The sequence below is a fragment of the Enterobacter sp. JMULE2 genome (assembly GCF_013337145.1).
GTDB classification, from domain to species: Bacteria; Pseudomonadota; Gammaproteobacteria; order Enterobacterales; family Enterobacteriaceae; genus Enterobacter; species Enterobacter mori.
This window is the reverse complement of record NZ_SGWD01000010.1, coordinates 1,454,397-1,466,315: the sequence shown is the minus strand read 5'-3', so window position 1 is coordinate 1,466,315 and position 11,919 is coordinate 1,454,397. Positions and strand designations below refer to the sequence as shown.

General features: G+C 56.6%; 10 protein-coding genes. 9 read left to right on the top strand and 1 reads right to left on the bottom strand.

Going from position 1 to position 11,919, the window contains the following annotated elements; all coding sequences use genetic code 11:
* Nucleotides 1-18 precede the first annotated feature (18 nt).
* The 8 genes from EXW94_RS07745 (at nt 19) to EXW94_RS07710 (ending at nt 10,377) form a co-directional block, all read left to right on the top strand.
* Nucleotides 19-816: a helix-turn-helix domain-containing protein gene (locus EXW94_RS07745; protein ID WP_174339849.1), complete on the top strand. Its 798-nt coding sequence runs from the start codon at nt 19-21 to the stop codon at nt 814-816.
* Between the two features lie 41 nt (nt 817-857).
* Nucleotides 858-1,790: a tRNA dihydrouridine(16) synthase DusC gene (gene dusC / locus EXW94_RS07740; protein ID WP_108416591.1), complete on the top strand. Its 933-nt coding sequence runs from the start codon at nt 858-860 to the stop codon at nt 1,788-1,790.
* A gap of 339 nt (nt 1,791-2,129) precedes the next feature.
* Nucleotides 2,130-3,437 (top strand): carbohydrate porin, encoded by a 1,308-nt coding sequence (locus tag EXW94_RS07735; protein ID WP_375336642.1) that lies wholly within the window; start codon nt 2,130-2,132, stop codon nt 3,435-3,437.
* 155 nt (nt 3,438-3,592) lie between these two features.
* Complete coding sequence (licT, locus tag EXW94_RS07730) at nt 3,593-4,426, top strand: BglG family transcription antiterminator LicT (RefSeq protein WP_120157823.1); 834 nt, start codon at nt 3,593-3,595, stop codon at nt 4,424-4,426.
* 24 nt (nt 4,427-4,450) lie between these two features.
* The gene (bglF, locus tag EXW94_RS07725; RefSeq protein WP_174339949.1) at nt 4,451-6,415 is read left to right on the top strand and encodes a PTS beta-glucoside transporter subunit IIABC; all 1,965 of its coding nucleotides are present in this window, start codon (nt 4,451-4,453) and stop codon (nt 6,413-6,415) included.
* 12 nt (nt 6,416-6,427) lie between these two features.
* Nucleotides 6,428-7,822, top strand: a complete 1,395-nt coding sequence (locus tag EXW94_RS07720; RefSeq protein ID WP_126817470.1) for a glycoside hydrolase family 1 protein — start codon at nt 6,428-6,430, stop codon at nt 7,820-7,822.
* A 327-nt stretch (nt 7,823-8,149) separates the two neighbouring features.
* A complete protein-coding gene (gene mdtQ / locus EXW94_RS07715) occupies nt 8,150-9,568 on the top strand; it encodes a multidrug resistance outer membrane protein MdtQ (protein WP_174339847.1) in 1,419 nt (472 codons plus the stop codon).
* 50 nt (nt 9,569-9,618) lie between these two features.
* The gene (locus EXW94_RS07710) at nt 9,619-10,377 is read left to right on the top strand and encodes an SDR family oxidoreductase (protein ID WP_174339846.1); all 759 of its coding nucleotides are present in this window, start codon (nt 9,619-9,621) and stop codon (nt 10,375-10,377) included.
* 93 nt (nt 10,378-10,470) lie between these two features.
* Here the strand turns inward: EXW94_RS07710 and EXW94_RS07705 are convergent, their stop codons facing one another.
* On the bottom strand, nt 10,471-11,043 hold the full coding sequence (locus EXW94_RS07705) for a DedA family protein (protein WP_148400408.1): 573 nt from the start codon (nt 11,041-11,043) through the stop codon (nt 10,471-10,473).
* Nucleotides 11,044-11,200: 157 nt separating this feature from the next.
* On the opposite strand from EXW94_RS07705, the gene EXW94_RS07700 reads away from it, so the two are divergent.
* On the top strand, nt 11,201-11,788 hold the full coding sequence (locus EXW94_RS07700; RefSeq protein ID WP_010433589.1) for a Yip1 family protein: 588 nt from the start codon (nt 11,201-11,203) through the stop codon (nt 11,786-11,788).
* Nucleotides 11,789-11,919: the final 131 nt, after the last annotated feature.

Here is an 11,919-nt window from a genome sequence, read left to right as displayed (position 1 = left end):
GGAAGGGAGGAATGTGAAATGCCAACCGTTATCGATAAAACGCCAATTCACGACGATGCTATCGGATGGTCCAGAGGGGCAATTAGCTATACGCGCGGCGAAGTGGATCCGCCCCACCATCATTCACAAGGTCAACTTTTGTTTGCCATCAAAGGCGTCATGCTGGTCGAAACCGGCAGCAAACGCTGGGTAATACCGCCACAGCGTGCGCTGTGGATCCCTCCCTTTCAGGAACACACCTACAGCGTGTTATCCGCAACAGAACTCCGCGCGGTCTGGTTTAGCCCGGAATTAATAACGCAATGCAAACCGTTTAAGCGGAAAGAGGATATTCACGTGATTAAGGCGACTGCGTTGTTCAAAGAGTTGATTGCTGGACTGTTCAGTTCGGAATACCGGCCGGCAAGTCAGCGAAGCATGGCTGTTTTGCTGCTCGACATTCTTAGTGAAACGCAGCAGATCTCGGCCGAATTGCCGATGCCTATTGATGAACGGTTACATCGTGTTGCCTGTGACATTATTGCCAACAATCTGTGGGGTGTTTCTATGGAAAGGCTGGCGGAGCAGGCCGCTATGTCTGAACGCACATTTTCACGCGCGTTTATCAAAGATACAGGCTTTAGCTTCCGGACCTGGCGACAGCGCGCAAGGATTTGTGCCTCGCTGGACCTGCTCGCAAACGGATACCCCGTTAAGCAGGTGGCCTGGATGCTGGGATTTTCCGGCCCGGCGGCATTTGCGGAGGCGTTTCGTGCTGTAGTGGGAGCAACGCCAGCTGACTTTCTCCCTGAACAGAAGCGCTTCCCAGCGATATAGAGAGCAGCTACTATAGCGCGTCTTTTTTCACAGGTACTGCTATGCGTGTTTTACTGGCCCCTATGGAAGGCGTGCTCGACTCCCTCGTGCGCGAGCTTCTGACCGAGGTGAACGATTACGATCTCTGCGTGACGGAGTTTTTGCGCGTGGTCGATATGTTGTTGCCGGTAAAATCCTTCTACCGTCTGTGCCCCGAGCTGCACAACCAGAGCCGGACGACCTCCGGTACGCTGGTGCGTATTCAGCTGCTGGGGCAGTACCCTGAATGGCTGGCGGAGAACGCCGCCCGTGCGGTTGAGCTGGGCTCTTACGGTGTCGATCTCAACTGCGGCTGTCCGTCGAAGATGGTGAACGGCAGCGGAGGCGGGGCGACGCTGCTGAAAGATCCTGAACTCATTTATCGCGGCGCGAAGGCGATGCGTGAGGCCGTGCCGTCGCATCTGCCGGTGACGGTCAAAGTGCGCCTGGGCTGGGACAGCGACGCGCGTCAGTTTGAAATTGCCGATGCGGTGCAGCAGGCCGGTGCCACCGAGCTGGTGGTGCACGGACGTACTAAAGAGGACGGCTACAAAGCGGACCGCATTAACTGGCAGGCGATTGGTGAGATCCGCAAACGCCTCAGCATTCCGGTTATCGCCAACGGCGAAATCTGGGACTACGAAAGTGCGCAGGCCTGCATGAAGGAGACGGGCTGTGATGCGGTGATGATAGGCCGCGGCGCGCTGAACGTGCCGAACCTCAGCCGGGTGGTGAAATATAATGAACCGCGTATGCCGTGGGCAGACGTGGTCACGCTGCTGCAAAAATACAGCCGTCTGGAAAAGCAGGGCGACACCGGTTTGTATCACGTTGCGCGTATTAAGCAGTGGCTCAGTTATTTGCGCAAGGAATATAGCGAAGCGTTAGGCTTATTTCAGGAGATCCGTACGCTACAGACCTCTGCGGATATTGCACGCGTGATCCAGTCAAAATAATAAGCGTTAATTTGCTCACACTTTTTTAAAATATAAAACGATGCAGGTTTTCAAGGTGGCGTGACGGTGTTAAGGTGCCACTGTTTTCAACGCAGGATTGTTACTGGTTAACAGGCAAAACCTAAGCGTTTCACAGCATTAACCGCTGTGGAGCGCTTAGGTTTTTTTTTGCCTGTCATTCACGCAGGAGAACCATTTGGCCTAACGCTTTTTGCTGGAACGAATAATTAAAACACGACGGGAAATAGAAAAATTTCCTGCGAACGGTTACGCACTAATACTCAGCTACAGGTTGCTATTATGACAAATAAAAATAATCTCTATGCCCTCGCTTTATTGATGATATCGCCTTTAACAATGGCGCAGGAGTGGAATGGAACGGTATTAGGGTTTGAAGCCCCGCCGGAGCCTGTTCTGGGCGAAATGCTCGGCATACGTAAAATCCTTAACGATAACGGTTTTACCTATAACCTCGGATACCTGAATGAAATTGGCTGGAACGGCGGTGGCGGATATAACCACGACTCCCACGTGGCCTATATTGACCAGTTCGCGCTGACCTTCAACCAGGATCTGGAGCGCTGGACGGGCATCCCGGATGCGCGTATCGAGGGGAACATCGTCAACCGCAACCACAACGACGACCTCACCACCAAACGCGTGCAGGATCCGCGCGTCAACTTTAACGACCTGACCCAGGAGAGCTGGGGCGGACAGTCGATTACCCGTCTGGGCTGGCTGACGTTTGCCCGCAGCTTTGATGACCGACGCCTCACCTGGCGTATCGGCATGATGAACAAGGTGCAGACCTTCGACCAGATCATCCCGTGCGACTTTCAGCTGCTCTCCCAGTGCGGCGGGAAATCGGCCAACTCGCTGACCTGGAACAACTGGAACGTTCACACCTGGGGCACCACGCTGGAGTATAAGCTCACGCCAACCGTCACCTTAAAAGGCGGCGTGATGGAGCAAAACCCGGACGCCTCCAGCCGCAGCCACGCGTGGAGCTGGTCGACGAAGGGCAGCAAAGGGGTCTTGCTCCCGGTCGAAATCGAAGCGCGTCCGCTGATTAACGGTCTGCCGGGCGCCTATAACCTCGGTGTGGTGTTTACCAACGCGCCGCAAACCGATCTCTACCGCGGAAAATCCGGCGGGGCTGGGGCGAGCGATCTGGACGGTTACGAGAAGCATAACCGCACGTGGTTCATGTACGCCGGGCTTAACCAGCAGATCACGCAGCACAAGGACGATCCGAATCGCGGGTTGAGCACCTCGGTCAGCATGAGCCTTGCGGATCAGCGCAGCAACTATATGCATCAGATGTATGCTGCCTCGCTGCGCTACCGCGGGCTGTTTGACGCCCGCCCGCAAGACTGGATTGGCTTCGGGCTAACCTGGATTGATATGAGCAGCCAGTACGCCCGCAACCAGCGCTATATGAACAGCCTGAGCGGCGTGTCGGACTATAACGATCCGGCGTATCACCCGGTGCCGGGCCACTCCCTGAACGGTGAGTTTTACTATCGCTTCCGTCCGGTGCCGTGGCTGGAGCTGCAGCCGGGCATTCAGTACTGGCACCATCCGGGCGGTGTGTCCCGGACGCAGGATGCCTGGGTAACGGAGCTGAAAACCGTTGTGACGTTCTAGCAATGTCGATCCGCATCACGTTTCTGATGCGTGACGTATTGAGGCTACGAATGAAACTGATAGAGTGCCAGAACTGGATTGTTACTGCTTCGGCAGGCAAAACCTGATTTTCTGGCTTCTGCCGGAGGTCAGGTTTTTTTGTTTCTGGGGTTCCGATGAAAATCGCCAAGATACTCAATAATAACGTGGTGGTTGTTCAGGATGAGCGCGGGCGCGAACAGGTGGTGATGGGCCGCGGGCTGGCCTTTCAGAGGCGCGTGGGTGACGCGCTGGATACCGCGCTGATTGAAAAGGTGTTTGCGTTACAGAGCGATGAGCTGGTGCAGCGTCTCGGTGAGCTGCTGAGCCAGATCCCGCTGGAGGTGATGACCACCTGCGACCGCATAATTGGGCTGGCGGCGCAGCGGCTGGGGAAATTGCAGGAAAGTTTGTATATCACCCTGACCGATCACTGCTACTTCGCGATTGAGCGCCAGAAGAAAGGGCTGGCGATCAAAAACGTGCTGCTGTGGGACATCAAGCGCCTCTATCCGAAGGAGTTTGAGCTGGGGCAGGAGGCAAGGGCCATTATCGCCAAACGCCTGAACGTCGAGCTGGCTGAGGACGAAGCGGGGTTTATCGCGCTGCATCTGGTCACCGCGCAGCTGAACAGCGAAATGCCGGAAGTGATGCACGTGACAAGGGTGATGCAGGAGATCCTGCAACTGGTGAAGTATCAGCTACAGCTGGAGTACGACGAAGAGTCGCTCAGCTATCAGCGTTTTGTCACGCATCTGAAGTTTTTTGCCCAGCGGATGCTGACCCGCACCGTGGTGGACGATGACGATGTCTCGCTGCATACCGCGGTAAAGGACAACTACGCGAAAGCATGGAAATGCGCCGAGAAAATCGCGCAGCACCTGAACAAAAGCTATCAGCGCGAGCTGACGACCGAAGAAATTATGTTCCTCGCCATTCATATTGAACGGGTGAGAAAAGAGGGGCGTTAAGCCTCAAATCTGGATTGTTACTGCATAACGCAGGCAAAACCTGAGCGCGGCCTTCGAAAGGAGGACGTTCTCGGGTTTTTTATTTTTATACTCAGTCAAGAGGTGCCTGCGGGCATCGGATGTAAGGAAATCGAGATGGAATACCAGGCTTTAGCGACGGATATTCTCGGCCACGTTGGCGGAAAAGAGAACATTGTCAGCCTTGTCCACTGCGCGACCCGGCTTCGCTTTAAACTGAAAGATAACCAGAAAGCGGATGCCGAAGGGCTGAAGAAAAATCCGGGCGTGATTATGGTGGTCGAAAGCGGCGGCCAGTTTCAGGTGGTGATTGGCAACCACGTGCATGACGTCTGGCAGGCGGTGCGCAAAGAGGCCGGGCTCACTGACGATGCGCCAGCCGTGGAAGAGAAGGGCGACAAGGGCAACCTGCTGGGCCGCCTGATCGACATCGTCTCCGGAATTTTCACCCCGTTTATCGGCATTCTGGCAGCCTCCGGTATTCTGAAAGGGCTGCTGGCGCTGGCGGTTGTCTGCGGCTGGCTCACACCTGAAAGCGGCACCTATAAAATCTGGTTCGCGGCCAGCGACGCGCTGTTCTTCTTCTTCCCGCTGGTGCTGGGCTATACCGCGGGCAAGAAATTCGGCGGCAACCCCTTTATTACCATGGTGATCGGTGGGGCGCTCACCCACCCGATGATGATTGCGGCGTTTAACGCCAGCCAGCAGCCGGGGGCGGTTTCCGAGGCGTTTCTCGGCATACCGGTGACCTGGTTCAACTACAGCTCGTCGGTGATCCCCATCATTCTTGCCGCGTGGGTCAGCTGCTGGCTGGAAAAACAGAGCACCAGGCTGCTGCCATCCTCAATGAAAAACTTCTTCGCGCCGCTGATCTGCTTAGGCGTGACCGTTCCGCTGACCTTCCTGGTGATTGGCCCGCTGGCAACCTGGCTCAGCCAGCTGCTGGCCAACGGCTACCAGTGGATTTACGTCCTGGCACCGTGGCTGGCGGGCGCGGCGATGGGCGCGCTGTGGCAGGTCTGCGTCATCTTCGGCCTGCACTGGGGGCTGGTGCCGCTGATGATCAACAACCTGGCGGTGCTGGGGCATGATTCTATGCTGCCGATGCTGCTGCCTGCGGTGTTCGGCCAGGTCGGCGCGGCGCTGGGGATTTTCCTGCGCACTCGCGATGCGCGTCAGAAAATGCTGGCCGGGTCGTCCGTAACGGCAGGGATTTTCGGCATCACCGAACCGGCAGTCTATGGCGTTAACCTGCCGCTGCGCAGACCCTTTATTTTCGGCTGCGTGGCGGGGGCAATCGGCGGCGCGATTGTCGGCTTCAGCGACACCCACGTGTACTCCTTCGGCTTTGCCAACGTCTTTACCATCGCCCAGATGATCCCGCCGGGTGGGGTAGATGCCACGCTGTGGGGCGGCATCATCGGCACCGTGGTGGCGCTGGTGCTGAGCTGCGTCCTGACGCTGGTGGCGGGCATGCCAGCACGCTCAGCGCCCGAGGCGGTTGCGCCAGCGGGTGAAAACGATGTGCTGGCTCCGATGACTGGTACCGTGCTGGCGCTCGATCAGGTGCCCGATACCACCTTTGCCAGCGGCCTGCTGGGCAGCGGTGCTGCCATCATTCCCTCCGACAACAGGGTGGTTGCCCCGTTTGCGGGTGTTGTTGCCTCTCTTTTCCAGACCAAACACGCCATTGGCCTGCTCAGCGACAGCGGCATTGAAGTGTTAATCCACGTCGGGATCGACACCGTGAAGCTCGATGGTAAACCGTTTACCGCCCACGTGAAGGTGGGCGACAGGGTGCAGCCGGGCGACCTGCTGCTGGAGTTTGATCGTCAGGCGATTATCGATGCCGGATACGACCTGGCGACGCCGATCATTATCAGTAACAGCGACGAGTATCGCGAGGTGGCGACCGTGGCGGCAGCGTCCGTTAACGCCGGTGCACCGCTGCTCAGCGTAAGCCATCAATAACAGGAGAACGTGATGAAGACTTTCCCGGACGATTTTTTATGGGGCGGCGCGGTTGCCGCGAATCAGGTAGAAGGCGCGTATCTGGAGGATGGAAAAGGGCTGTCCACCTCAGACGTCCAGCCGCAGGGGGTGTTTGGCCCGGTGGTGGAGCGCGTGGCGGGCGACAGCGGCATTAAGGATGTCGCCATCGACTTCTATCACCGCTACCCGGAAGATATCAAACTCTTTGCCGAAATGGGCTTTAGCTGCCTGCGCGTCTCCATTGCCTGGACGCGTATCTTCCCGAACGGCGATGAGCAGGCGCCAAACGAAGCGGGGCTGGCGTTTTACGACAGGCTGTTTGACGAGCTGGCCGCGCACGACATCACCCCGCTGGTCACGCTGTCGCACTATGAGATGCCGTGGGGGCTGGTGAAGCAGTACGGCGGCTGGGGCAGCCGTCAGACGATTACCTTCTTTGAGCGCTACGCCCGCACCGTGTTTGCGCGCTACGGGGAGAAGGTGAAGCTGTGGCTGACCTTCAACGAAATCAACATGTCTCTGCATGCGCCGATGACCGGCGTGGGCCTGCCCGAAACCAGCAGTAAAGGGGAAGTGTATCAGGCGATCCACCATCAGCTGGTGGCCAGCGCGCTGGCGGTGAAAGCCTGCCACGAGATTATCCCGGATGCAAAAATTGGCAACATGCTGCTGGGCGGCCTGATGTACCCGCTGACCTGCAGGCCGGAAGACGTGCTGGAAGCGCTGCAGGAGAACCGCGCCTGGCAGTTCTTTGGCGACGTGCAGTGCCGCGGAGCGTACCCAGGCTATATGCTGCGCTTCTTCCGCGACAGCGGCATCCAGATTGATATCACCGACGCCGACCGTGATGCGCTGAAATCCACCGTCGATTTTATCTCGTTCAGCTATTACATGACTGGCTGCGTGACAACCGATGAAGAGTTGAACCAGCAGGCGCGGGGCAACATCCTGAGCATGGTGCCAAACCCGCATCTGGCAAGCTCCGAGTGGGGTTGGCAGATTGACCCGGTGGGCCTGCGCACGCTGCTGAACGTACTCTGGGATCGCTATCAGAAGCCGTTGTTTATTGTAGAAAACGGCCTTGGCGCGAAGGACAAACCGGACGCCGACGGCGTGGTGCAGGACGACTACCGCATCAGCTACCTTAACGACCACCTGGTGCAGGTGCGTGAGGCCATTGACGACGGCGTCGAGGTAATGGGTTACACCAGCTGGGGGCCGATCGATCTGGTGAGCGCGTCCAAAGCGGAACTGTCCAAGCGCTATGGCTTTATTTACGTAGACCGCGACGACAGCGGTAAAGGCACCCTGACCCGCAGCCGCAAAAAGAGTTTTTACTGGTATAAAGAGGTGATTGCCACGAAGGGGGCATCGCTGAAAGCCTGAATGGAATAACGACGCCCGGCGCAGTGCCGGGCAAATAGGTCAGAAAATCATTTTGAATACGCCGGTAACCACTAACAGCCCTATCAAAAATATAATTAAAATAACCCACAGTAATATTTTCATTCCCTTCTCCTGCCCGTGTATGACACTGAATAAGTGTAGCAGTCAATTCATAATTGGCATGAATATGTTGAATTTATTCATTGTGATTGGGAATAAATTGCCGAATATGAAAATGTATGACAATTTGCGGATTGCCACGCGTTACTAAAAAACAGAATGGCATCAAGCGTAATTTGCGCCTTTAATTTTTTGAGTTATGGCGTCATGAAACGTTCTCTTATTTTATCTCTGAGTGCCCCTCTTGTCTTAATTCTGGCTGCCTGCGCGCCGGAACATGCCAGCGTATCGCCAATTAACGCGCAAGCCACTGCGGCGTCGGTCAATACACGGCTAAGCCGAACCAGCTGGCCGAAAAACGAATGGTGGAAAGATTATAACGATCCGCAGCTTAATTCGCTGATCGCGAAGGCGCTAAATGATGCGCCGGATATGCAAATCGCCCGACAGCGTATTACGCTCGCGGAAGCGCAGGCGAAAGCCACCATGGCGGCAGATGGCCCACAGATTGATTTTTCAGCCGATGCGGAACGGCAAAAAATGTCTGCGGAAGGGTTGATGGGACCCTTCGCCATTACCGATCCGGCTGCGGGTACGACCGGGCCGTGGTACACCAACGGAACATTTGGCCTGACAGCGGGCTGGGATCTCGATTTGTGGGGGAAAAACCGCGCGCAGGTTGAAGCCCGCATCGGCAAGGTCAACGCCCAGAAAGCCGAGATGGAGCAGACGCGTCAGCTGTTGGCCAGCAGCGTCGCGCGGCTTTACTGGGAGTGGCAGACCCAGGCCGCGGTGGGGGAGGTTCTCGCAGAGATTAAACACGAGCAGGAAAATATCATCGGTGCCGACCGCGAGCTGTATCAGCACGGGATCACCTCCTCGGTAGAAGGTGTCGAAACCGATATCAATGCCAGCAAAACCGAAGAGCAGCTTGCCGGGGTAAAAGGCAAAATGAAAGCCGTTGAGGCACGTCTGCAGGCCCTGACCAATACCTCCTCGATGAAGCTGACTCGCCATGCTTTACCGACAGCGGAAGCGGCGTTGCCCGCCACGCTGGGATACGAACTGCTGGCTCGCCGCCCTGATCTGCAGGAGGCGCACTGGTACATTGAAGCTTCCCTGAGCGAAGTGGATGCAGCCAAAGCCGCCTTCTATCCCGACGTGAACCTGATGGCATTCCTGCAGCAGGATGCCCTGCATCTGAGCGATCTGTTCCGTTCCTCCGCCCAGCAAATGGGTGTCACCGCGGGGCTGACGCTGCCGATCTTCGACAGCGGCAGGCTGAATGCGAATCTGGATATCGCCCAGGCGCAGAACAACCTGTCGGTGGCGAACTACAACAAGGCGGTGGTCGATGCCGTTAACCAGGTGGCGCGCACGGCCAGTGAAGTTGAAACCCTGACCGCCAAAAACCAGCAACAGCAGCAGGTCGAGAAAGATGCTGCGCGCGTGGTGGCACTGGCACAGGCGCGCTTTAGCGCCGGGATTATTGCCGGTTCCCGCGTCAGCGAGGCTAAAATTCCGGCACTCAAGGAACATATCGCTACGCTAACCCTGAAAGGGCAGTACGTGGATGCCACGCTACAGCTGACGTCCGCGCTGGGTGGTGGCTATCATCACAGCTAAAAAGGGTGATTATCTATACTTACCTCTTTGCACATTTTCAGGAGGTGAGTATGACCCGAGTAGCAATTGTGACGGCATCGGATTCCGGTATCGGTAAAACCACCGCGCTGATGCTGGCAGAGCGCGGCTTTGATGTCGGTGTCACATGGCATTCCGATGAAAGCGGCGCGCGGGAAACCTGTCGTGAGGTTGAGGCGAGGGGGCAACGTGCAGAGGCTATCCAGCTTGATCTGAGCACGTTGCCGGACGGTGCAAAGGCCATTGATACGCTGATTGCGCGTTTCGGTCGGCTTGATGTACTGGTCAACAATGCCGGGGCGATGACCAAAGCGCCATTCCTTGAGATGCCGTTTGACGACTGGCGGAACATTTTCACCGTTGACGTGGACGGCGCGTTTCTCTGTTCGCAGATTGCCGCGCGGCAGATGGTGAAGCAGGGGGAAGGGGGGCGAATTGTGAACATAACCTCGGTGCATGAGCACACGCCGCTGCCTGACGCCAGCGCCTATACCGCGGCAAAACATGCGCTGGGTGGCTTAACCAAATCCATGGCGCTGGAGCTGGTTAAGCACAAGATTCTGGTGAACGCCGTTGCGCCCGGGGCGATTGCCACGCCGATGAACGACATGGATGATAGCGAAGTGAAAGAAGGCTCAATGCCGGAAATCCCGCTGGCAAGGCCGGGGCATACCAAAGAGATCGCCAGCCTGGTGGCGTGGCTGTGCGACAGCGACGCCAGCTACACGACGGGGCAATCCTTTATCGTTGACGGCGGATTTATGCTGGCGAATCCGCAGTTTAAGCCGTAGGGGTAAGTGTCCCCTCACCCTAACCCTCTCCCAAGGGGAGAGGGAACTTAAAACCTCCTCTGCCTGTGAGAGAGGGCAACAGACCGCACTAAGCTAATCCTCATCACGCCTCTTCTCCCTGTGCCGCATCCACAGCCTGACCCCAATCACCGCCACAACCACCAGAATCAGCCACGCCCAGTGTTTAATATGCTGATCGAGATTATGCAGCCACGGTCCGATCACCTCTCCGCCCACGTAGCCGAGCGTGGTGAAGATCAGCGCCCAGGCAATCGCGCCTACAATATTGAGCGGCAGAAATATTTTGGGCGGTAGACGGCTGGCACCGATCAGAATCGGCCCGATAATGCGAAAGCCGTACATAAAGCGGGTGCCAATGACGAACAGATAGGGATGACGCTGAATGAGGCGCTGAGCGCGGCGGATTTTCTTTTGATGCTTTGCGAAACGCTTAAGCAGCGTCGGCCCGAAGCGCAGCCCCAAAAAGTAGAGCAGCTGATCGCCAATCATCCCGCCCAGCGCGACCGCGGCGACGACCAGCGGGAATTTCAGCAATCCCTGATGCGCCGCAACGCCGCCTAACAGCGTGATGGTTTCGCCTTCTGCCACGCTACCGATGACCAGCGCGGCATATCCATATTGTTCAATGAGTCCGTTGATATCCATTACGTCTGAGTTATCTCCCTGTTCGAGCCTGCATTAATCATATACCCCCAGAATCAACCGTGCGGCAATCAACGGAATTTTCCCGCTGTACATAAAATAATCTAAAGCCTGCATTATACTTAGTGTATCGCTGACGGGCCGACAACAAGGGGGCGCTATGAACCATGTCTGGGGACTCTTCTCCCATCCCGATCGTGAAATGCACGTGATCAGAAGCGAGAACGAAACGGTCGCGCATCATTACACGCACCATGTGCTGCTGATGGCAGCGGTGCCGGTAATCTGTGCGTTTATAGGCACAACACAAATCGGCTGGAATTTTGGTGATGGCACCGTGGTTCAGCTCTCCTGGTTTACCGGGCTGTATCTTGCCGTCATCTTTTACGGCCTGATGCTGGCGGGTGTGGCGGTGATGGGGCGCGTTATTCACTGGATGGCGCGAAACTACCCGCAGCGTCCGTCGCTGGCCCACTGTATGGTCTTTGCCGGATATGTCGCGACCCCGCTGTTCTTAAGCGGTATTGTTGCGCTCTATCCACTGGTCTGGCTGTGCGCGCTGATCGGTACTGTTGCCCTCTTTTACACCGGTTATCTGCTGTATGTAGGGGTGCCAACCTTCCTGAATATCAATAAAGAAGAGGGCCTGAGCTTCTCCAGCTCCACGCTTGCCATCGGGGTTCTGGTCCTGGAGGCGTTACTGGCTCTGACGGTTATTCTGTGGGGTTATGGATACCGTCTCTTTTAAGCTCACTGCATTGCTGGCGTAAATGCCAGCAATGCAGCATCTGTTCACGATTCTCCGCTGGCGACAACGCACGGTGACCGCTATGATGCCGAAGCCAGCCTGCGTTTATCCGTTGACGCAGGCGGTGTACG